The organism is Arthrobacter sp. JZ12, from assembly GCF_035189165.1.
Classification (GTDB): domain Bacteria; phylum Actinomycetota; class Actinomycetes; order Actinomycetales; family Micrococcaceae; genus Arthrobacter_D.
Genome location: NZ_CP045246.1, coordinates 1,882,106 through 1,903,112, shown reverse-complemented (window position 1 = coordinate 1,903,112; position 21,007 = coordinate 1,882,106). Strand labels below are relative to the sequence as shown.

Genomic DNA, 21,007 nt, shown 5'->3' with positions numbered 1-21,007 from the left:
GATGTTTGTGAGCCTTTCATGAGGAAGCTCTCATGAAGGGCCGGGATGAGGTTCAACGTGATCGTCCGGCAAACTCGTCGTACTCGACCCCGGTGAGCACGGCAGCGGGATGCGGCCCGGCGGCCGTAAGGGCCGGCGTCCACTCCGCCTGCCACCGGGACGCTGCCGCCAGGACGATGTTGCCCGCGTGTTTTCCGCTGAACATATCGCTCTCACCGAGCGCAGCGACGTCGAGCCCGGTCGCCTTCAGCATGCGCGCCTGCGCGCGGGCAAAAGCCAGCGGCGGGTCGTCACCGACATTGACCAGGACAACGCCGTCGGGGGCGACGGCATCGGCGAGGAGGCGGTAGAAGGCCGGCTCGGCAAGCTCCGTCGCACCGTCCGCCCCGGAAAAGACATCGAGGACGACGACGTCGAAGGAGCCCTTCCGGCATGCTGCGAGAGTGTCGCGTGCGTCCTCAACCAGAAGGGTGCAGTCAGTTCCGGGCGGCAGTGGAAGATGCTCCAGGACGAAGGCTAGGAGTTCACGCTCGCGTTCGACGGCGACCTGCCGCGATCCGGGACGGGTTGCCTGGACATAGCGGGCCAGCGTCAATGCTCCTGCTCCTAGGTGCAGGACGCTCAGGGGTTCACCGGGATCACGGAAAAGGTCGACAACGTTGGCGATCCTCCGGAGATATTCGTAGAAAACATCTTCCGGGTGCGCCAGGTTCACGTGGGACTGCTGAGCGCCGCCGATGCTGAGGATGTAGGCGCCGTCGATGAAGGCATCTTCGTCGATCTCGGCATGTGCCCCGGCAGACCGGAGGTAGCGGGAAGGCACGCTCACAGCCGGTCCTTCAACAGGGCAAGGCGTTGCACTGCTTCGGCCAGCACCGTTTCCTTCTTGCAGAACGCGAAGCGAAGCAGGGAGCGCGTGCGCCGTGCGCCGTCGTCGTGACAGAACACCGCAACGGGTATGGCTGCGACGCCCACCAATTCAGGCAACCGTCTGGCCAACGCCGGAGCGTCGGTGATTCCCAGTGGCGCGGCGTCGACAATGGTGAAGTAGGTGCCCCGGGGAGTGAAGACATCGAACCCGGCGTCCCGGAGTCCCGCCCCAAGCACGTCCCTTTTGTGCTGGAGGGCGGCAGCGACCCCGCTGTAGAACGCATCGTCCATCCCCAATCCGAGGGCCACCGCGCCCTGGAAGGGCGTACCAGAGCTGTAGCTGAGGAAGGACTTTACCGTTCGCACGGCGTCCGTCAGGGCAGCGGGTCCGGTGAGCCAACCGATCTTCCAGCCCGTCACTGAGAAAGTCTTGCCGGCCGAGGAGATGGTCACGGTGCGTTCCCAGGCTCCAGGGAGCGTTGCCACGGGAATGTGTTCTGCACCGAACGTCAGATGCTCATAGACCTCGTCCGTGACAATGATGGCTCCGAAACGTTCTGCGATTCGTACAATGCGCTCCAGCGCTGCACGTGAGAAGACGCTGCCCATGGGATTGTGCGGGTTGTTCACCACGATCACTTTGGTGCGGTCGCTCATCGCGGCTTCCATCGCTTCCAGATCCGGCTGGAACTGTGGACCCACGAGCGGTGCAGTCGTATGCCTGGCACCACTGAGCCCGATGATCGCGCCATAGGAGTCGTAGAACGGTTCGAAGGTCAGCACCTCGTCGCCCGGGCCGGCGAAGGCGAGGATCGACGCCGCTATTGCCTCAGTGGCACCGGTAGTGACTGCCACCTCCCGCTCGGGATCGACAGCGAGGCCGTAGAAGCGCTCCTGATGGGCGGCGATTGCTTCGCGCAGGACCGGCAACCCGCGGCCGGGAGCATACTGGTTCATTCCTCCCGCGATGTTCTCCCGTGCCGAGTTCAGGAGGATGGCGGGTCCGTCTTCGTCCGGGTAACCCTGTCCGAGATTGATCGCCCCATGGACGGCGGCGAGTCCCGTGATCTCCTCGAAGATGACCGTGCCGAGCCGGCCCGAGGGGGAGAGGAGATTCGCGCCTGCGGCGGTTCGTTGCCAGCCGGAACGCCGGAGGGGTCTGGACGGATTCTGCTGGTTCATGTCTCAAGTATGTCCAACGTATCTCCAACCATCGGGTTCGGTCGCGATGTACCAACCCTGTGGGTCGTTCGCGGTAGATTCATCTCATGCGCCGTGCCGTCTGTCCTGGATCCTTCGACCCCATCCATAACGGGCACCTGGAAGTCATCGCCCGGGCCGCCAGCCTGTTCGACGAGGTGATCGTCGCCGTCTCGACGAACTACGCGAAGAAGTACAGGTTCTCCCTTGAAGAGCGGCTCGAAATAGCCAGTGAGACCCTCACCTCCCTTCGTGGCGTATCGGTGCGTCCGATGGGTGAAGGGCTGCTGGTACAGTTCTGCCGCGAACATGGGGCAAACCTCATCGTGAAGGGTTTGAGGTCCAGCGCTGATTTTGAGTATGAACTGCCCATGGCGGCGATGAACCGGCAGTTGGCCGGCGTGGAGACCGTCTTCATTCCGGCGGAAGCGAGTTATTCGCATCTGTCGTCAACTCTGCTGAAGGAAGTCTCCGCCCTTGGCGGTGACATTTCGCCGTTCGTGCCCAAGGCCGTGATGAAGAGGTTGCGTACCAGCGCGGAATGAGTCGCCGTCGCCGGTAAGCTTGGGGGGGCAGCGCCACCGGAGTAAGGCTTGAGAGGGGCATCCAATGGGCAAGAGCCGGATCAGACCCGAAGATCCATTTCCTGAGAACCTGAACCAGTTGGAAGACGATCAGGTTGAGGTGCTCAACAGCAAGGTGCACCGCCAACTGGAAGTCGAGTACATCCATGAGGACGGCCCCGACCCTGAAACCCAGCACCGGCACGAGGAACTTAGCGAGGAACTCGACGATCGCGACTCCTTGTCGGACGCCGCTGCGAAGCATCGCCAGGAGAAGAAACCCGGCAACGCCGAGAAACCCGGCAACGCCGAGAAACATGGTCAGCGCAGGTAAAGGCTCACTTCCGTGGATTTCACGCTGAAGTAGACCTTCAACCCTGGCACCAGGTCAAGATCTGCTGCTGCCGCAGCTGTGATCTCGGCGCTCAAATGACCGGCCCGCACCGTTGTCCGGGCTCCGTGGTGCTCCAGATCAGTAATTGCTACGGGAAGGACGTTACGGGGACTGCCGCCCGGATGGCCGCGGTGCACCGCAACCGACTGCGGACGAAAGACCGCAGCTGCTTCCTCTCCTGGGGGTAGTTCAGGATCGGGGGCGAACACCCGTGTTCCGTCCGTAGCGAGGAGGCCCCCAGGCACGGTGGTACCGAATACGATGTTCACGCCGGCCAGCCCCGCAGCGAAGGAACTTCGCGGCTGTTCCAGGACACGCCTAACAGGCCCGTCCTCGACAACGCGTCCTCCGTCAATAACCACGGCCCGGTCGGCCAACAGCAGCGCATCCACCGCGCTGTGGGTCACGAAGACAGCGCTGCGCCCCGCCAATACGCGCCGCAGGGTCCGGCGCACCATCGATGCCACCGAAACATCCAGCGCGGACAGGGGTTCGTCCAACAAGAGGAGATCCGGGTCGGCCGCGAGCGCCCGAGCGATGGCAACGCGTTGGGCCTGTCCACCCGATAGGCCCGCAGGACGCCGGGCCGCCAGGTCCTCCCCGTCCACCTCCTGAAGCCACCTGCGGGCGGTTTCCCTGGCCGTTGTCCGCGAGGCGCCGGCGGAACGCGGACCGAAAGCCACATTTTCCAGCACCGTCATATGCGGAAACAGCAACGCGTCCTGGGCCAGGAGCGCAATCCCGCGGGAATGGGGCGCGAGCCAAGTGTCGTCGTCGTACAGGGTCTTATTGCCGAGCCGGGCGGCACCGCGGTCGGGACGGATCAGGCCTGCCAGCACATTCAGCAGGGTGGATTTTCCGGCGCCGTTCGGTCCCATCACCGCCACCGTCTCACCCGGGGCGAGCGATAGCTGCACGTCGAAGTCCCGGGCTTGGATCCGGGCTGTGCACTCAAGCCTCATGACCACCGTCCCGGATGCGGTGTGCAAGAACAACCACCAGAACGGCAACCGCCAGCAGCACCAGTGACAGTGCGACGGCGGCATCCGGATCGGTCTCCCGCTGCAGGTAGATCTCCAGCGGCAGGGTGCGGGTGACGCCCTGCAGGCTGCCGGCGAAGGTGAGGGTGGCACCGAACTCACCTAGAGCACGGGCGAAGGAAAGCACGCCGCCGGAGAGGATTCCAGGAAGAACGAGCGGAAGACTCACCCGCCGAAGCACGGTTGTGGGGCGTGCACCCAGAGTTGCTGCGACAGCCTCGTAGCGGGTGCCCGCTGTGCGCAGCGCACCCTCCAGGCTCAGGACCAGGAAGGGAAGGGCAACGAAGGTCTGTGCCAGGACGACGGCGGCGGTGGAGAAGGCAACGTCTACCCCCAGGATGCGCAGGGAGGTGCCTAGCAGGCCCTGTCGTCCGAAGGTGTACAGCAGGGCGATGCCGCCCACAACCGGTGGAAGGACCAGGGGCAGGAGCACGAAGGCGCGCAGGATCTGCTGCCCGCGGAAACGCGTCCGGGCAAGCGTCAGTGCCAGTGGAATTCCGAAGAGAAGGCAGAGGACCGTACTTGCTCCGGACGTCTGGAGACTTAGAAGCAGGGCGGCACGAGAGGACTCCGACGTGACGAGTTGTACAAAACGGGTCCAGTCAACCCTGACGACGATGGCCAGCAGTGGCAGGGTCAGGAACAGTGCGCCGATGCCTGCGGGTAGGAGCGTCCAGGCAGGAAGCCCGGGGTAACGACGCCTCATGGCGCTCCAAACCCCGCCTCGGCGAGGATCTTCCGGCCCTGGGGCCCAAGGGTGAAGTCGACGAATTCGTCGGCACGCGTGCCGCCCGATGGAGTGGATGCAATCGGGTATACATTCACCGCGTCTGCAGCCTCGTCGAAGGGCACCCCGTCCACGCTGTCCAACGCAGCTGCGACATCGGTGACATACACCAGGCCGGCATCTGCCTGTCCGGACCGGATTTTGCCCAGCACATCCGTGACGGAGGCCTCCTCGCTGACGGGTTGGATGTCTACGCCGGCGGCGTTCTGTGCCCTCGCCGCAGCAGCCCCGCACGGAACCTGCTCGGCACAGAGCACCACCGCGATGTCCGGATCAGTCAGTGACTTCAGCGAATCGATTCCCAGGGGGTTCCCCGGTGCCACTGCGATGGTCAGGAAGTTGGTGGCGAACGCGCGGGCGGGCGCTGCCACAAGGCCCTCGTCGGCTACCCGTGCCATGGTGGACTGGTCGGCCGAAGCAAAGACGTCAGCGGGAGCACCAGCGATGATCTGCGTAGCCAGTTCAGACGACCCGGCGAGATTCAGTTGAACTGTTGTTCCCGGGTGAACTGATTCGAACTCGCGGGCAATGTCCTCAAAGGGCTTCCTCAGGGAGGCTGCAGCATAGACGTGAAGTTCGGCTCCCGCCGTCGTTGGCTGGGTGCCACCGCAGCCGGTTACCGCGAGCACGACGGCGGTGATGGCCCCGGCGCGGACCGCCCGGCTCACCACTCGGGTGAGGGGTCCGACGAAACGATTGCGGGCCGACACGCTTGCAAGCATATAGCCGGCCCGGGACGGTAGATGTGCCCGTTCCGGCTATGCTGGCAGGAACGGGCACATTCCGTCCTGCCCAGTGGTAATGCAACCCGCGTCCGGTTTGGGGTGGAGGTTGCTTTCACGCTAAGATGGTTCGTCGGTCACGTGTTCTACAGGAGTTCCCATTAAGAGCGATCTCAGTTCGCCCCTGGTCTTTAGTGTCAGGGACCTCGGGCGTAGCCCGGGAAGTATGCGGACAGTCGAAGAACATGTGCCCGCACCGAAGGATTTTGGTGTGGCGCTCATCGGCGTTCAGGAAGGCTCCGACATGGAGTTGGATCTGAGGTTCGAGGCCGTGCATGAAGGGATCCTGGTATCGGGAACCGTTGACGTCGAAGTATCCGGCGAATGCGGTCGATGCCTCGATCCGATCGCGTACGGCAGCAGCGTCGATGTGCAGGAACTCTTCTACTACGACGCCCCTGAGTTGGCGGAGGATGAAGAGGAGGACGTGCAGCGCATGGTGGAGAACGACTCCGTCGATCTCGAACCTGTGCTGCGGGACGCGGTGGTGACCTCACTGCCGTTCCAGCCGGTATGCCGGGAGGATTGCCCCGGGTTGTGCGCCGAGTGTGGTGCGCGCCTCGAGGATCACCCGGGACACCAGCACGAGGTCCTTGACCCCCGCTGGGCTGCTCTGGCAGGGTTGGCCGGCACGGCCGCTGACCCCCAGGTGGCGGAACCAGAAGCAAAGACAGAGTTAGACGAGAGAGAAGAGAGTTAGTCGTGGCTGTTCCCAAGCGGAAGATGTCCCGCTCGAATACGCGTGCACGCCGTTCCCAGTGGAAGGCTGTTGCTCCCAAGCTGGTGAAGACGGTGGAGAACGGTCGCGTCACCTACAGCCTTGCCCATCAGGCCAAGGTTGTAACCGACTCCGCAGGTACCGCGCTGTTCCTTGAGTACAAGGGCCGCAAGGTAGCCGACGTCTAGATTGCTGGTGGTGCCATGTCAGGCACCGGCAGCAGAAATCGCGAAAGCGTCGCCTGCGTGGAAAGTTCTGAAGACCTTTTGAAGCGTCTCGGTGTCAGTATTGACGCCGAGACGCTTCGTCTTGCCCTGACTCACCGCTCCTACGCCTACGAGCAGGGCGGCATTCCCACCAACGAGCGCCTGGAATTCCTCGGGGACGCTGTGTTGGGGCTGTCCATAACGGATGCCCTCTACCGGGATAATCCTGAGCTCTCCGAGGGGGAGCTGGCCAAACGGAGGTCCGCAGTCGTCAGCACGCGCGCTCTGGCGTCCGTGGCGCGGGGGCTGGGGCTCGGTCCGCACATCCTACTGGGCCAGGGCGAAAAGCTGACCAACGGTTGGGACAAGTCCTCCATCCTTGCCGACACCATGGAAGCCATCATCGGCGCCACTTATCTCAGCAACGGCATGGAAACTGCCCGTTGCCTAGTCATGCGCATCATCGGGCCGGTCCTCAAGGACGCGGCAGCACTCGGGGCAGGCACCGACTGGAAGACAAGTATTCAGGAGATCGCCGCTGCGCAACGCATGGGGGTCATTGACTACCGCGTGACCGGTTACGGCCCGGATCACGACCGTCGATTCGAAGCGGTACTGACCATCGGCGGCAATACCTACGGTTCCGGGTCCGGTCGTTCCAAGAAGGAAGCCGAGCAGGAGGCAGCTGCGGCCTCCTGGAAGCTGCTGCAGGCCGACGGCGCTGACAAGTCGGCTGCCTCCGCCGGCGTGGGGTCCGATTCCTCCGTCAACCCTTCCTGAAGTTCGGGGATTTCAATGCCGGAACTTCCCGAGGTGGAGGTTGTCCGCCGTGGTCTTGCGCGGTGGGTGCGCGGCCGGCGGATCGAATCCGTTGAGGTCCTCGACCAACGCTCCATCCGGCGGCACGCGCTCGGGGTGGAGGACTTTCGCGGAAACCTGGTCGGCGCGCGCGTGGCGGACGCAGTGCGGCGTGGCAAGTTTCTTTGGCTGCCGCTCGCAGTTCCCGACGACGATGCTGCTGCCGCAGTAGGCGAATCTCCCTCCCTCGAACCGGGTGCGCCGCCAGCACGTGAGCCGGTGGCGCTCATGGCCCACCTTGGAATGAGCGGACAGCTGCTTGTAGAGGACGCCGGGCAACCGGATGAAAAACACCTGAAAGTGCGACTGGTCCTGTCTTCCGCCACTGATGCCGCCCAGCGGCTTCCCGAAGAATTGCGATTCGTCGACCAGCGGATTTTCGGCGGACTGTTCGTGACTTCCATGGTCCCCACTGCCGACGGGCGGCCGGGCGGGCTAGGTGAGAATCCGGAACCCGTGGTGCCGGTTGAGGCCGCGCATATCGCCCGGGATCCACTGGATCCGGCGTTTTCGTTCGAGGAGTTCTATCGACGGCTTCGCTCCCGACGTACCGGAATCAAGCGTGCACTTCTCGATCAAAGCCTGATCTCCGGAATCGGGAACATATATGCGGACGAGTCCCTTTGGGCTGCCAGGCTGCACTACGCCCGGCCGACTGAGACGCTCCGCCGCCCGGAAGCGACCCGGCTTGTGGATGCGTGCCGCGATGTTATGGTGCGCGCACTCGAGGCCGGAGGAACCAGCTTCGACTCTCTGTATGTGAACGTCAACGGCGCTTCGGGCTACTTCGCACGATCCCTCAACGCCTATGGACGCGAAAACCAGCCGTGCCTGCGCTGTGCAGAGGATGGACGGGTCTCCCAGATCCGCCGCGACACCTTCATGAACCGGTCGTCCTACACGTGCCCCCGCTGCCAACCACGACCCCGAAATGGCCGTTGGTGAGTGCGCGGACGTGACAAAAGTAAGCACCCTGACTAGATTCGACTTCTGAGTAAGTCGACACGACAGGAGAATGGCAATGAAGAACAAGTTGGTGTTTGCGGCAGGTATGGCAGCGGGCTACGTTCTGGGCGCCCGGGCTGGTCGTGCAAGCTACGAACAGATCAAGGTCAAGGCGAACGAGCTTTGGAACAACCCAAAGGTGCAGGACAAAGTCAGCGGCGCTACCGAGGCCGTCAAGGCAAAGGCTCCCGAGGTGCAGGCGCAGGCAACGGAAGCCCTTAAGAAGGCGCAGTCCGCCATGCACCGAGGCGGCGATAACTCCACCGGTGAAACCGCCCAGGACGAATACAAAATATAGGTCTGACCAGCAGAAACATTCAGGTCTGACTAGCGCGGACGATTCCGGGCCGGGCGCAGGGGCGCCCGGCCCGTGATCGAAATGTGACTTTTCGACGCGAAGAATGTAACGTTATGGACACGCCGGGTTCACCAGCCCGGCTCCCTTCCGGCTGATTGCCTAATCCTGTCGCTGCCGGAGGGTCCGTTCGCTAGACATACCGGCAGGAGCGGGGGAACCAGATAGCGGGCTTCGCAAGAAGTCCTAGGGGTGAAGACGTACCGGCTTGATGCCGCAGACGTCCGGGTGGCTCCCATCCGAATCCGACAGCTAACTCCGCAGGCATTGGGAGAGGCTATTCCTTTGTCTAAGAACCGTCATGTCGCGCGCCACCGTGCAACTCCGCCCAGCAAGCTGAAGCTCGTTTCCAACGCTGTCAGCTCGTCCGCCGGAACCGTTGGCCGTCCCGCAGCCGTCATGGTTGCAGCATCCGGAATCCTTTTCGGAGCAGCGCTGCCCGCCAGCGCAGGCACCACCACCACCGCAGCCGTCCAGGCTGCCGACACCAGCGTCCAGGTAGCAGCACCTGCTGCCCCCGCCCCCGCACCTGCAGCACCCGCTGCCGGTGCACCGACCCACACCGTGAAGCCGGGGGACACTCTGGGCGCCATTGCGGCGAACTACGGTGTCAGCCTGGAAGCAGTTTTCGCTGCTAACGGACTGGGCTGGGACTCCATCATCTACCCCGGCCAGGTAATCAGCCTGTCCGGCAGCGCCGCCGCTGCTCCGGCTCCGGCTGCTGCTCCGGCACCGGCTGCTGCTCCGGCACCGGCCCCTGCTCCGGCGCCCGCCCCTGCTCCGGCACCGGCCCCTGCTCCTGCAGAGACCAGCACCATGGGCATCACCACCGCATCGTCCACCAAGATCACCGTCGCTGACGGCGCATCGAGCGGAATCGGCGGCGCGGTACTGGCTTCGGCCCGTGCGCAGCTCGCGGCCGGTGCAATCCAGGACTGCACCCGGCTGGTGGAGATCGCCATGGCTGCAGCCGGCAAGCCGGTCGGCGACCTTGGTCCGCTGCAGTTCGCCAACTACGGCCAGCGCGTCAGCACTCCGGCACCGGGCGATCTCGTCATCACCGGTGGACACGTTGCTGTCTACGCCGGCGGCGGCCAGGTAATCAGCAGCGGCATGAATGGTGCAAACCTGACCATGCAGCACCCGCTGACTGACCTGCCGGGCGCCTTCTTCGTGCGCCTCTAGGCAGCAGCGAAGGGTTCACGCCGATCCCGCAGCCCAGCTCCAACGTAAAAGGGAGAACCGGTCATCCGGTTCTCCCTTTTGCGTTCCCGCTGAAGAATTGATCAGCGAGTGTTTCCATAGTGCGCCGCAAGCCGCTTGAAGCCCTCATCGAGACCGACCTCCGGGGTCCAATTCAGGAGCTCCCTGGTACGGCGCTGATCGAACCAATGCGCCGTAGAAAGTTGTTCGGCAAGGAACCGCGTCATGGGAGGCTCGCCGTCGGCCGTGGAGCGGCGCCACAGAGTCTCCACAACGCTGCCGGCCGCCCTTCCCAGCCAACCGGGAATGGACCAACGCGGCTCGGGTGCACCTCCGGCAGCGCAGATGCGCGCCAGAAGCTCACCGATGGGTCGGGGTTCCCCGTTGGTGACCACCAGGGCAAGCCCGCGGATGTGTTCGATACGCTCGTACGCGGCTGCAATCGCGGAGGCGGCGTTGTCCACGTATGTTGTATCCACCATTGCAGTCCCGCCGGACAGTAAGGGCAGCCTGCCCGCGTGGGCACGCGCAATCACACGTTCAACCAACTGGGTATCGCCGGGCCCCCAGACAACGTGCGGACGAATCGCTGCCACGGCCATCCGTCCATCGTCAGCCGTGAGGGCAAGCCGCTCGGCCTGCGCCTTGGTGCGGGCATAGGCGCCGCGGGCACCGTGCGGATCTGCCGGCTCTGCACCGGCACCGGCCAGAGATCTGCCGACGTGAGCCACTGATGGCGACGAGACATAAATGAAGCGCTGTGCTCCGGCTGCGCGTGCAGCTTCCAGCAGCGAGGCGGTACCCAGCACATTGACCCGGTGGAACTCGTTCTCCTCGCCGGAGAAGGAAACTTTCGCTGCCAGATGGATGATGCCGTCAACGCCTGCCACTGCCTGTTCAACCGCCGCAGGATCGGTGAGGTCGCCGAAGACATCCTGCGCGCCCGCGACCCTGGAGCCCCGCCGCTGGAAAGTGCGCACCGAGTAACTCCGGCCGACCATCAGCGCTGCCACAGCTCCGCCCAGCATCCCGCTGGCTCCGGTCACCAGAACCTTCACGGCCGGCCGCCCCGTTGCCCGGACAGGCGTCGCCCAGCCCACTGCGCGACCCTCGCGCGATCGATCTTCGCATTGTGCCGAATGTCGGTAGGCAGTTCCGGAAGCGTGAGGACCGCAGCCAGGTCCACTCCCATGGTGCGGGCTGCTGCGCGGACTTCCAGCGTGATTCCGGTCGGCGCGAGCCCCGCAGCCGCCTTTCCTCCTTCGGGTACGACGACGGCGACCACCGCCTGAGTGCCGTGCGGGCCGACACCGACAACGGCGGCCTGGCGCACGGACCGAAGTTGCTCGATCGCCTGCTCCGGCCCAACCGGCGTCACAATGCCCGAGGCCGCGGTGATCACATGGGCCAGCCGGCCCTCCACCCAAAGCCGGCCCTCCGCATCCAAGTGACCGACGTCACCGGTGCGGTGCCAGCCGGCCGTGCGGGAGGACTCGCGTTCGGTCAACCACAACCGGTGGTAACGATCCTTGACATGCGCGGCCTGTACGAGGATTTCGCCCGTGACACCCGCCGTCGTAACCGGATCTCCGACGGCCGCGCCGGAAACGTCGAGCGGGCTGATGGTCAGTTCTGCCCCCGGCACCGGCTTGCCGACGCAGACACCGTTTCCCGCACCGTGTGTGCGCCCGGCCGTCGCCTCAAGAATTCCGGCCAGATCGATGTCCGTGATGGGCAGCGCCTCCGTCATGCCATAGGGCGTGTGGAGAGAAGCGGACGGGACCAGCGACTGCAGTTCATCAAGAAGAGCCACGGGAATGGGCGCACCGGCTGACAGAACAACTTCCACCCTTGCGAGCGCAGACTTGCCTTCTGCGCTTAGTGCGTCCGCTGTGGCCAGCACGTTACGCAGTGCAGCCGGTGACGCGAAGATTACCCCCGCCTCGATCGCGGCGGCGGCGTCGGACAGCGCCTGGGCGGTGAGAGTGCGGGGAGCCGTAACGTCCATATCCGGTGTGACCGAGGACGCGCCCAGCGCAGGTCCCAGGAGCGCGAACGGTGCGAATCCAGCCACCAGTGCGCTTCCGGGTGAAAGATTGAGCGTAGCGGCGAGAACGTCCCTCATCGCCGAGAGTTGGCGGTGGGTATACACAACCCCCTTCGCCGGCCCGGTGGAGCCCGAGGTGAAGAGAATCGCGGCGTCTGCATCCGGGGCGGGTTCCGGACCGTTGACGGGGATCGAGTGGGACAGGAGGTCCTGCAGGCTGTGCCTCACACCCAGTAGCCGTGCCCGCGTAGGCGACAGTGCGCCAGCGCTGATGCGTACACCGGGCCAGCCGAAGGCCCTGGCAGCGACCAGCGCACGGTCGATACCCACGAAGAATTCAGGGACCGTTCCGCGCACTGCACGGCTGAGTCCCTTCGCGCCCAATCCGGCATCGGCCACGACAATCACGGCCCCCAACCTGAGGCACGCGTAGATCAGGACGGTCAGGTCGACGCCCGGCGGAACCATGAGGCTGACGCGGCTACCGGCCCGCACACCGATACCCTGCAGCGCCCCCGCAAGTTTCCGGACGCGCTCATCAAACTCCCACCAGGAAAGGGAATGGGCCACGCTGCCGGTGGAGTCCATGTCTGCGATGGCTAGGGAGTCAGCTGACGCACCCGCACAAAGTTCCTCGACGTTCTGCCAGAGTGGAGTGAACGGCTCGCGTGCTGCGCGCACAGCGGTGTTGTCGTCGTTCCCGTCCTGCCCATCCAGCCAGGTGAACACGGGCGCGGCGATATCGCGGTCCTCGGCGACAAGGTGGCTAGCCCCTTCGAAGCGGTGCACGTCTGCCTGGGGGAGCCGGCGGGTGAGGTCTTCCAGATAGGTGTCCGAGAAGATCGGGTCACCCGGGCCCCACAGCATGAGGACAGGGACGTCCAGGCCGCGGATGCCCTCGGCGATGTCCCGAAGCTCCGGGTAGCTCGGATGGCTTGGATCCGCCGGAATGTCAGCGACGAACTGTTCAATGCCCAGACGGTCCGATGCCGTGCGGTAAGGCGCGCGGTAGGCTGCCCGGACATCCGGGGCAAGCCTCGGCCGGGCGAGCGCGAGGGTGGTTTCGAGGAACGCGGGCGTGCCGGATGTGCCGACGCGGTGGAGCGCGCCGCTTAGCGCAAGGCGCAGGGGAGCAGGTATGGGGAAGTCAGGGTCCTGGTGGATCGCCGTGTTGGTGAGAACCACGGCGGCGAGGTCCTTCCGGTTGCGGTGCGCGAACCCGAGGCTGACAACTCCTCCCCAGTCGTGCCCTACGGTCACCAGAGGCCCGCTCAGTTCCAGTGCCTTGGCAAAATCCTCCAGGTCCCGCACGCGATCAGAAAGCCGGCGCCGCCGCCCGGTGCGCTCCGAGTAGCCCATCTCCAGCTGATCAACTGCGACTACCCGCCAGCCCTGCCGGGCTCCTTCCGCGAGCAGGGACCGCCACAGGTAGGACCAGGTGGGGTTCCCGTGAACGCACAGCAGGGTGCCGCGGACCTGGCCAACGACGGATGCGGCGTTGTCCAGGAAATGCCAGCGGTTGACGGTTCCCTCGGGATCAACCGGAGCCGTCGAGGGCACGTTGAGGTACGTCGACCACGTAGGGTCAACGCCGGGTAGTTCTACCACGCAATCTCCAGCATGGCGGTGTTTAGTCCGGATCCGACGCCCATGCAGAGTACGCGGTCGCCTGCGTTGAGAGTTTGCGCTTCGGCTGCGAGCGTCATGGGCAGCGACGCCGGCCCAACGTTGCCCCAGCGCGGGAAAGTTTGCGGGACCCTGGCGGGATCCAGGTTGATGGCCTCGACAATCGCCTTGGTGTGCGTGGTGCTTACCTGATGGGTGATGTAGCGGTCCATCCCTGCCCAGTGCCAATCCGCCCGGGCCTCATTCCAGGCGTCCACCACCAGTTCGAGGCCGCCGTCCAGAAGCCCCTGGGCGTTGGTGTACATGCCGTCGATGCCGCCCACGCAGAGCTCATGGTGCTCGGTGCCGGCACGGGCTACGCCGCCAAGCAGGCGGTGGGAACCCGGATGCAGGTCAGCGGGGCCGAGGATGGCAGCAGCTGCCCCTGATCCGAGGGTGAGGGTGGCGAACTCCTGCATGAAGCTTTCCCGGGTGGCGTCGGGTTGGTTCAGCCGCCGGAGTGTGGCCTCCTGGGTGGCCTGGGCGTCCTCCCCGTTCACCACCATTGCGTACTGGATCTGCCCGGCCTCGATCATGTTGGCTGCAAGGGTCATGCCGTTCACGAACCCCAGGCAGGCGTTCGCCACGTCAAAATTCATCGCCGAGGATGGCAGGCCCAGACCGTTGTGAATTTTGACTGCAACGGAGGGCTCAAGGTTGGTGCGTGAGACAGAAGTATTGATGAGCAGACCGATTTGGGAGGCTTCGATGCCCGCCGACGCCAGTGCCTTGGCTCCCGCCTCGATGGCCCCGTCTTCGAACCCTGTTCCGGGAGCCCACCAACGCCGCTCGTTGATGCCGGCAACCCGGTGCAGGAGGCCGGTGGATAGCCTCAACCGCTTCAACGCTGGAGCGAGGATCCGGTCGAACTCCGAGGACGTGACGATCACCGGTGCCTCAACACTTTCCACGCCGAGGAGTGCGGTGTTGTGGTGTCGGAAGTTGGAATTACCGGTCAAATTTCCTGCCTCGTCGTCTGCGGTTGTGTCCGCGGTCCAGCTGTCCGCTACACCGGAATCGGAAGCGCCGAGCCCGAGGTGATAACCAGTCTGCGGTTGATCAGCATACTGCGGTTGCCAACGATCCTGAGGAAAGCCTAGTTCCTCCCGCTGATTACGGCACCTTGGCCGGTCGCACCGGCCGCCGCCAATGCCGTGGAAATCCCTGTCAACGCAGTAGATTGGAGGGACAACAATCCCGGCTGGAGAATCCAAAACCCGTGCACCTGAAAAGTCTGACCGTTCGAGGCTTCAAGTCATTCGCCTCTGCAACGACCTTCGACTTTGAACCCGGCGTAACCGCCGTCGTGGGCCCGAATGGTTCCGGCAAATCCAATGTGGTGGACGCACTGGCCTGGGTGATGGGCGAGCAGGGTGCAAAGACCCTGCGCGGCGGCAAGATGGAAGACGTCATCTTCGCCGGTACTTCCGGCCGGCCGCCGCTAGGCAGGGCACACGTCTCGCTCACTATCGACAACACCGACGGTGCCCTGCCCATTGAGTACTCGGAAGTCACCATCTCGCGCACCCTGTTTCGTGCGGGGGGTTCGGAGTATGCGATCAACGGCAGCAACTGCCGCCTCTTGGACATACAGGAACTGCTCTCCGATTCCGGTCTGGGCCGCGAGATGCATGTCATCGTCGGCCAGGGGCAGCTCGACCGGGTGCTGCATGCAACACCCGAGGACCGGCGCGGGTTCATCGAGGAGGCGGCGGGAATCCTCAAGCACCGCCGACGCAAGGAAAAGACCGTCCGCAAGCTCGAAGCGATGCAGGCGAATCTGACCCGTTTGACGGACCTGACGGGAGAGATCCGACGCCAGTTGACGCCGTTGGGCAAGCAGGCCGAGATTGCCCGCAGGGCGCAACAGGTCCAGTTCGAGGTCCGTGATGCGCGAGCTCGTCTCCTCGCGGACGACCTCGTCCAGCTGATGTCCTCATTTGAACAGGAGGCTGCCGACGAAGCCGCCCTCAAACAGCGGCGCGGCGAGGTCGAGAGGCTTCTTGAAGCGGGCCGCGCCCGGCAGGCTGAACTCGAGCGTCTGGCTGCTGAGGCCACGCCGCGCGTCAACGCCGCACGCGATACCTGGTACCGCCTGTCCTCCACGAGGGAAAGGTTTCGCTCGCTGGGGACCCTGGCCGAGGAGCGCCGTCGTCTTCTGGGATCGGTCGATGCAGCCCCGGACAGCGGACGTGATCCCGACGAACTGGCCCGGCAGGCGGCGATGGTCCGCGCGGAGCAGGCGGAACTCGAGGAGCACATCGCGCAGCGGCAGGAGATGCTGGACGACGCAGTCGAACAGCGTGCGGACGCCGAGGACGCGGCTGCAGCCGAGGAGCAGCGGCTCGCGGCGCTACTGCGTATTGCGGCAGATCGGCGTGAGGGGCTGGCGAAGCTGTCGGGGCAGGTTGGAGCGGCACGTTCGCGGGTTGAATCAGCCGAGGCTGAACTGGGCCGCCTGCGCGCGTCGGTTGTCGAGGTGGAGGAACGCCGCCGGAAGGCGCAGCTCGATTTCACCGCCCTCGAATCGCAGGTGGCCGGCGCCGAAGAAGGCGAGGAAGGCCTCGACGCTGAATACGAAGAGGCAAGCGCAGAGCTCGATGCTGTCATTGAAACGCTCGAGGAGCTGCGTGCCGAGGAGCGTGAGGCAGAGCGCGAGCGTGATGCCCTTGCCGCACGTATCGACGCGCTCAGGATCGGTCTTGAGCGCCGCGACGGTTCCTCAGCCTTGCTGGACGCCTCCCTCGGGGGTGTGCTCGGTTCCGTCGCAGACCTTTTGACGGTAGCGCCTGGCTATGAGACCGCAGTGGCGGCCGCGCTCGGCGCGGTGGCTGAGGGTGTGGCAGTGGATTCGATGGATTCCGCGCGTGTTGCGCTGCAGCTGATGAAGGACGACGACGCCGGCAGGGTCGAGCTACTCGTCGCCGGGTCTCCGGCGGCGCACGTTGCGACGCCGACCGGCGCGCAATCCGCCGCGGATCTTGTCACTGCGCAAGCGGGGCTTGAAGGAGCCGTTCGCGCCCTGTTGGCTTCCGTCGTCGTTGTCGACTCGCTGGAGGAGGCTGGTGAGCTTGTTGCGGGCCGTCCGGAGCTGACGGCCGTAACGCGCGACGGCGATGTCTTCACCCCGGTTCAGGTGCGCGGCGGAACGACGGCTGCCCCGGGCACGCTCGAAGTCCAGGCTGCCGTCGACGAGGCAGTCCAGGCGCTGCGCGAGGCTACCGAACGTCACGAGCGGGCACGGTTCGGGATCGCGGCGGCCACTGCACGGCGGGCCGAGGCGCAGGAGCGGGCAGACGCGGCGCTGGAGAAGCTGCATGAGTCGGATGCCCGGCTTGCCGCTGTTGCGGAGAACCTGGGCCAGCTCGGGTCGGTGTTGCGGTCGGCCGCGGGGGAAACGGAACGGCTGACCAGGCTCGCGGAGGCCGCTGAAGCGAACCTCGCAACTGAGCAGGCGCGACTGGAGGAGGTCACCGGGCGGCTGGTGCAGGCGCAGGAGGGGCCGTCGGAGGTTGAACCAGACACACAGACCCGGGACATGCTCGCCCTGGCGGCCGGCCATGCGCGGCAGGCGGAGATGGAGGCGAGGCTTGCCCTGCGCAGCGGCGAGGAGCAGCTCCGGGCTACAGCACAGCGCGCGGCGTCCCTCGAGCACGCGGCGCAGGCGGAACGCAAGGCACGCGAACTGGCCGCCGAACGCGCACGGATCCGCCGGATCCAGGGGGAGAAGGCGGCTGCGGTCGGCAAGGCCGTCCGCCAGGTGTTGACCTTCCTCGATATATCCGTGGACCGCGCTGCGCACTCACGGGATGCGGCTGAAGCGGTCCGCTCCGCCTGGGAGGCAGAACTCGGAACGGTCCGGACCGGGAATGAGTCGCTGCTGGCTGAACTCACGGAGCTCACCGACTCCGTTCACCGCGATGAACTTGCCCGTGCCCAGCAGAAACTGCGGATCGAGGCGCTGGAGAACAGGTCCATCGACGAACTCGGGCTGACGGCTGACCACCTCGTTGCCGAGTACGGGCCGGACCAGCCGGTTCCCGTCGCGGCGAAGCAGGCCGACAAATGGGCGGAACTGCGCGTGGCGGTCGACGACGACGGCATCCCCGTGCGCGAGGGCGTCCCCTTCGTCCGTGCGGAGCAGGAGAAACGCCTGAAGCGCGCGGAACGTGACCTGTCCGCACTGGGCAAGGTCAACCCGCTCGCCCTTGAGGAGTTCGCTGCGCTTGAGGAACGCCACCAGTTCCTGAGCACGCAGCTCGAGGACCTGAAGGCCACCCGGAAGGACCTGCTGGATATCATCCGGGAGGTGGACGAACGTGTCGAGCAGGTGTTCAGCGCAGCTTTCCGCGACACTGCCGAGCAGTTCGAACGGGTCTTCGGACGGCTGTTCCCCGGGGGCGAGGGCCGCCTCGTGCTAACCGACCCCGAAAACATGCTCACCACCGGTATCGAGGTGGAGGCCCGCCCGGCCGGCAAGAAGATCAAGCGGCTCTCCCTGCTCTCCGGCGGGGAACGCTCGCTCACGGCAGTTGCGCTCCTGGTAGCGATCTTCAAGGCACGTCCATCGCCCTTCTACGTGATGGACGAGGTGGAGGCCGCACTGGATGACACCAACCTGGGCCGGCTCATCACCATCTTCGAGGAACTGCGCGAGTCCAGCCAGCTCATTGTGATCACCCACCAGAAACGCACCATGGAGGTGGCTGACGCGCTCTACGGGGTTACCATGCGCGGCGACGGCGTGAGCATGGTGGTCAGCCAGCGACTGGTGGATGCCTAGGTGCGGTCCGTGGAAGTGCCGGCGTTGGGGAGGGTTTCGCGTGCCGCGCTCCACATCAGGAAGGCCGCAAGGGCAGTGATGCCCGTCAGGCCGAACGCCCACCCGTAGGAGAACGCGTCCACCAGGATCCCGGCGAGGATCGGTCCGAAGATGGTGCCGGTGTCGGTGCTCATCTGGAAAGCTGCCAGTACTTTTCCACCGCTGCGCTCGCTGCCGATCACATCGGCCACGGCAGCCTGCTGAGCAGGATTGAGGATGCCGGCGCCCAACCCCGCGATCACGGAGACCGCCAGGAAGGTTACGACGTCGCCGGTCAGGCCCAGGCATGCCATGGCCGCGCCGTTGACGGCAAGACCGGTTAAAACCAGGGGCTTGCGGCCCAGCGAGTCCGCCAGCCGGCCCGAGAAAGTGAGCGCGAGTGCAGTGCCGCCGGCGAAGAAGGCCAGGGAGATGCCGGCGACCTCCGGTCCGGCGTCGAGCACTGCCGCCGCGAACAGCGGCACCAATGCCATCCGGACCCCGAAGGAAGCCCAACCGTTGGCGAAGCCCGAAACCAGGGCAGCACGGTAGGCCGAATCGCGGACCGCTTCCCGAACTGTCAGCACCGGCTGGGCTGAACCCTGCGCCTTGCTGCCCAGGTGGGTGTCACGAAGCTGGAAGAAGACGACCGCGGCCGCGATCAGGAGCGCTCCAGCGTAGACCAGGAACGGCACCCGCAGCCCGAACCCGGCGAGGAGCCCGCCGATGAACGGACCGCCGATGCTGCCCAGGAGGAAAGCTGAGGCGTATGCACCGGTGACGCGGCCGCGCATCCCGGCGGGCGCAAGCCGGACAATCAGTCCCATGGCCGAGATGGTGAACATGGTCGAGCCGATTCCACCCAGTCCGCGGAAGATCAGGAGTTGCCAGTAATCGGCCGCGAAGGCGCACGCCGCGGTCGAGAGGGCAACGATCAGCAGTCCGGCCACATATACCGGCCGCTCGCCCATTTGTTCGACGAATCTGCCGCCGGCCGGCGCGAAGACCAGTCTCGTGAAGGCAAACGCGCTGACAATGATCGCGGCCGCCGTCGCCTCGACCCCGAAGCTCTGGGCGAACTGGGGGAGCACCGGCGCCACCAGCCCGAATCCGATAGCGATGACGAAGGCCGCCGCGATCAGCACCCGCAGTTCACGCGGGAGCCGGACGCGCTCATCAGAATTCGGTGCTGGTTGGGCACGCGACAGGAAGTTTCGAAAGGCAACCACGATTTTCCATTCTCGCAGTTCGCGGGCCTTGTCTGCCGCCTGTTCGCCGCAAGCCCGTGTGAGAAGCTTGGGAGCGTGAATGAGATCCTCCCGATAGTAATTTACGTAGCCATCGCTCTGGCCGTTCTGGCGTCGCTTGCGGCGCTGCTGGTGCGCTCCCGCCGCACCCCGCCGGGCACCTACACCACCACCCGCGACACCGACGACGACGGCGGACTCCTCACGCGCGGTGCAGGCACCGACACGCTGGATCGGCCTTCCGACCTCGATACGGCGCCCGACGTCGTCGTCCCCGACGACCTACGGGATCTGGAGGAGGCGCAGACCGGCGTCGAGACCATTCCGGTTGAGACCCCCGACCCGGTGCAGGGGCGGCTGGCCCGGCTCCGCGCGCGTCTGGTCAAGTCGAACAATGCGCTGGGCAAGGGGCTGCTCGCGCTTCTGTCGCGCGACCGGATTGATGAGGATGTCTGGGATGAGATCGAGGAAACCCTCCTCCTGGCCGATCTCGGCACTGAACCTACCGCCGACCTCGTTGACGCCCTGCGCGAGCGGGTGAAGGTGGCCGGCAGCCGCAACCCTGAGGAGGTCCGCGAGATGCTCCGCGAGGAACTCGTCAGGCTGGTGGATCCCACCATGGACCGCTCGTTGGCAACGGACCGGCACGCGGACCGTCCTGCCATCCTGATGGTGGTCGGTGTGAACGGCGTCGGCAAGACCACCACGGTCGGGAAGCTCGCGAGGGTACTGGTAGCCGAGGACAAGGACGTGCTCCTGGGCGCAGCGGACACCTTCCGCGCAGCCGCTGCCGAGCAGCTTGCCACCTGGGGACAGCGGGTGGGCGTGCCCACGGTGAAGTCCGACGTCGACGGCGCGGATCCTGCGTCTGTCGCCTTCGAGGCGGTCAAGGCCGGGATCGAGGGCGAGGTCGACGTCGTCATGATCGACACAGCGGGCCGGCTCCAGAACAAGGTGGGCCTGATGGACGAACTGGGCAAGGTCAAGCGCGTCATCGAGAAGCAGGGAACCGTCGACGAAGTGCTGCTGGTCCTCGATGCGACCACAGGGCAGAACGGCCTCAATCAGGCAAAGGTTTTCTCCGAGGTCGTGAACATCACCGGCATTGTGCTGACCAAGCTAGACGGAACCGCGAAGGGCGGCATCGTCGTCGCAATCCAGCGCTCGCTGGGCGTGCCGGTCAAGCTGATCGGCCTCGGTGAAGGCGCCGACGACCTTGCGCCCTTCGAGGCCGAGGAATTCGTGGACGCCCTACTGAACTAGCTG

General features: G+C 65.3%; 19 protein-coding genes and 1 riboswitch. Of the genes, 10 read left to right on the top strand and 9 right to left on the bottom strand.

The features are described 5' to 3' along the window. Nucleotides 1-52: 52 nt before the first annotated feature. Both GC088_RS08830 and GC088_RS08825 read right to left on the bottom strand, forming a co-directional pair. Nucleotides 53-829, bottom strand: coding sequence for a spermidine synthase (locus GC088_RS08830; protein WP_323958641.1), 777 nt, complete (start codon nt 827-829; stop codon nt 53-55). Further along, complete coding sequence (locus tag GC088_RS08825; RefSeq protein WP_323958640.1) at nt 826-2,052, bottom strand: aminotransferase class I/II-fold pyridoxal phosphate-dependent enzyme; 1,227 nt, start codon at nt 2,050-2,052, stop codon at nt 826-828. The genes GC088_RS08830 and GC088_RS08825 overlap by 4 nt, the downstream gene beginning before the upstream one ends. An 86-nt stretch (nt 2,053-2,138) precedes the next feature. Between GC088_RS08825 and coaD the strand changes: the two genes are divergently transcribed. Continuing rightward, nucleotides 2,139-2,615 carry a pantetheine-phosphate adenylyltransferase gene (gene coaD, locus GC088_RS08820; protein ID WP_323958639.1) on the top strand — a complete coding sequence of 159 codons (477 nt, stop codon included), beginning with the start codon at nt 2,139-2,141 and terminating at the stop codon, nt 2,613-2,615. Nucleotides 2,616-2,679: 64 nt separating this feature from the next. Further along, the gene (locus GC088_RS08815) at nt 2,680-2,967 is read left to right on the top strand and encodes a hypothetical protein (protein ID WP_323958638.1); all 288 of its coding nucleotides are present in this window, start codon (nt 2,680-2,682) and stop codon (nt 2,965-2,967) included. Here GC088_RS08815 and GC088_RS08810 read toward each other — a convergent pair. Genes GC088_RS08810 through modA form a run of 3 tightly spaced genes read right to left on the bottom strand, consistent with a single transcriptional unit; the run spans nt 2,955 to nt 5,564 of the window. Further along, a complete protein-coding gene (locus tag GC088_RS08810; RefSeq protein ID WP_323958637.1) occupies nt 2,955-3,989 on the bottom strand; it encodes a sulfate/molybdate ABC transporter ATP-binding protein in 1,035 nt (344 codons plus the stop codon). The genes GC088_RS08815 and GC088_RS08810 overlap by 13 nt on opposite strands. After that, nucleotides 3,979-4,773: an ABC transporter permease gene (locus tag GC088_RS08805; protein ID WP_323958636.1), complete on the bottom strand. Its 795-nt coding sequence runs from the start codon at nt 4,771-4,773 to the stop codon at nt 3,979-3,981. The genes GC088_RS08810 and GC088_RS08805 overlap by 11 nt, the downstream gene beginning before the upstream one ends. Next, nucleotides 4,770-5,564 carry a molybdate ABC transporter substrate-binding protein gene (modA, locus tag GC088_RS08800; RefSeq protein WP_323958635.1) on the bottom strand — a complete coding sequence of 265 codons (795 nt, stop codon included), beginning with the start codon at nt 5,562-5,564 and terminating at the stop codon, nt 4,770-4,772. The genes GC088_RS08805 and modA overlap by 4 nt, the downstream gene beginning before the upstream one ends. 238 nt (nt 5,565-5,802) lie before the next feature. On the opposite strand from modA, the gene GC088_RS08795 reads away from it, so the two are divergent. The 6 genes from GC088_RS08795 to GC088_RS08770 all read left to right on the top strand — a co-directional run bounded on the left by GC088_RS08795 (nt 5,803) and on the right by GC088_RS08770 (nt 9,963). Beyond that, the gene (locus GC088_RS08795; protein WP_416377447.1) at nt 5,803-6,336 is read left to right on the top strand and encodes a YceD family protein; all 534 of its coding nucleotides are present in this window, start codon (nt 5,803-5,805) and stop codon (nt 6,334-6,336) included. A gap of 2 nt (nt 6,337-6,338) precedes the next feature. Beyond that, nucleotides 6,339-6,542 (top strand): 50S ribosomal protein L32, encoded by a 204-nt coding sequence (gene rpmF / locus GC088_RS08790; protein ID WP_026543818.1) that lies wholly within the window; start codon nt 6,339-6,341, stop codon nt 6,540-6,542. A 57-nt stretch (nt 6,543-6,599) separates the two neighbouring features. Then, nucleotides 6,600-7,340, top strand: a complete 741-nt coding sequence (gene rnc / locus GC088_RS08785) for a ribonuclease III (protein ID WP_323958634.1) — start codon at nt 6,600-6,602, stop codon at nt 7,338-7,340. A gap of 15 nt (nt 7,341-7,355) precedes the next feature. Continuing rightward, on the top strand, nt 7,356-8,363 hold the full coding sequence (mutM, locus tag GC088_RS08780) for a bifunctional DNA-formamidopyrimidine glycosylase/DNA-(apurinic or apyrimidinic site) lyase (RefSeq protein WP_323958633.1): 1,008 nt from the start codon (nt 7,356-7,358) through the stop codon (nt 8,361-8,363). A 76-nt stretch (nt 8,364-8,439) separates the two neighbouring features. Continuing rightward, nucleotides 8,440-8,721, top strand: a complete 282-nt coding sequence (locus tag GC088_RS08775) for a YtxH domain-containing protein (protein WP_323958632.1) — start codon at nt 8,440-8,442, stop codon at nt 8,719-8,721. Nucleotides 8,722-8,867: 146 nt separating this feature from the next. After that, nucleotides 8,868-9,059, top strand: a riboswitch (cyclic di-AMP (ydaO/yuaA leader). A 4-nt stretch (nt 9,060-9,063) separates the two neighbouring features. Then, on the top strand, nt 9,064-9,963 hold the full coding sequence (locus GC088_RS08770; RefSeq protein ID WP_323958631.1) for a C40 family peptidase: 900 nt from the start codon (nt 9,064-9,066) through the stop codon (nt 9,961-9,963). Between the two features lie 101 nt (nt 9,964-10,064). On the opposite strand, the gene GC088_RS08765 is transcribed toward GC088_RS08770, so the two are convergent. From GC088_RS08765 to GC088_RS08755, 3 genes are read right to left on the bottom strand one after another with little or no spacing between them, the layout of a single operon-like run. Continuing rightward, complete coding sequence (locus GC088_RS08765; protein ID WP_323962015.1) at nt 10,065-11,039, bottom strand: NAD-dependent epimerase/dehydratase family protein; 975 nt, start codon at nt 11,037-11,039, stop codon at nt 10,065-10,067. Continuing rightward, nucleotides 11,036-13,636 (bottom strand): alpha/beta fold hydrolase, encoded by a 2,601-nt coding sequence (locus GC088_RS08760; RefSeq protein WP_323958630.1) that lies wholly within the window; start codon nt 13,634-13,636, stop codon nt 11,036-11,038. Before GC088_RS08760 ends, GC088_RS08765 begins: the two co-directional genes overlap by 4 nt. After that, nucleotides 13,630-14,652, bottom strand: coding sequence for a 3-oxoacyl-ACP synthase III (locus GC088_RS08755; protein WP_323958629.1), 1,023 nt, complete (start codon nt 14,650-14,652; stop codon nt 13,630-13,632). The genes GC088_RS08760 and GC088_RS08755 overlap by 7 nt, the downstream gene beginning before the upstream one ends. 260 nt (nt 14,653-14,912) lie before the next feature. Between GC088_RS08755 and smc the strand changes: the two genes are divergently transcribed. Further along, on the top strand, nt 14,913-18,476 hold the full coding sequence (smc, locus tag GC088_RS08750) for a chromosome segregation protein SMC (RefSeq protein WP_323958628.1): 3,564 nt from the start codon (nt 14,913-14,915) through the stop codon (nt 18,474-18,476). On the opposite strand, the gene GC088_RS08745 is transcribed toward smc, so the two are convergent. Continuing rightward, nucleotides 18,473-19,723 carry an MFS transporter gene (locus tag GC088_RS08745; RefSeq protein WP_416377446.1) on the bottom strand — a complete coding sequence of 417 codons (1,251 nt, stop codon included), beginning with the start codon at nt 19,721-19,723 and terminating at the stop codon, nt 18,473-18,475. The genes smc and GC088_RS08745 overlap by 4 nt on opposite strands. Nucleotides 19,724-19,798: 75 nt before the next feature. On the opposite strand from GC088_RS08745, the gene ftsY reads away from it, so the two are divergent. Further along, a complete protein-coding gene (gene ftsY / locus GC088_RS08740; RefSeq protein WP_323958627.1) occupies nt 19,799-21,004 on the top strand; it encodes a signal recognition particle-docking protein FtsY in 1,206 nt (401 codons plus the stop codon). Nucleotides 21,005-21,007 lie beyond the last annotated feature (3 nt).